Annotated in this window: 1 protein-coding gene; it reads right to left on the reverse strand. The window is 29.4% G+C overall.

The features are described 5' to 3' along the window. The coding region (locus ACLARN_RS44195; RefSeq protein ID WP_409497465.1) for a GAG-pre-integrase domain-containing protein at positions 1–370 on the reverse strand (370 nt) is incomplete at its 3' end. Positions 371–528 lie beyond the last annotated feature (158 nt).

Genomic DNA, 528 nt, shown 5'->3' on the forward strand with positions numbered 1-528 from the left:
CATCACTATATACGAATTCCAACACATCTCCCGCTCTCTCAGAACATCCTGTAAAAACCGTCTTAATCATCTTCCCTAACAAACAAACCTCGCATATCTCGTATAATTCAAAATCAAACGAAATTAAAAATCCATCAGAATAAAACTTCTTCATACGCTTTTCACTTATATAACCCAAACGACAATACCACAAATAAATAAAACTCAAATCATTAAACCGAAACCTTTTAACACTTACATTACAGACAGATAAACCATCAAAATTTAAAACAAACAATCCATTCACAATAAATACAAAAACCATAAACATATTATTCTTAAAAATCACACAACCATTATTTTCACTCGCAAATAAATAACCATCCTTCATCAAACATAAAAAAAATAAAATATTTCGACTTAAACTAAAAACAAAATAACAATTATTCAACTCCATAATAAATCCTAACGAAAAATAAAATTACATCATTCCGACGATCAACGCAGCAACTCTTACATTATTACCCACGCAAAAATCAACTTCTCCTC

Origin of the sequence: Amycolatopsis sp. cmx-11-12 (assembly GCF_046269425.1) — a bacterium.
Taxonomy (GTDB): Bacteria; Actinomycetota; Actinomycetes; order Mycobacteriales; family Pseudonocardiaceae; genus Amycolatopsis.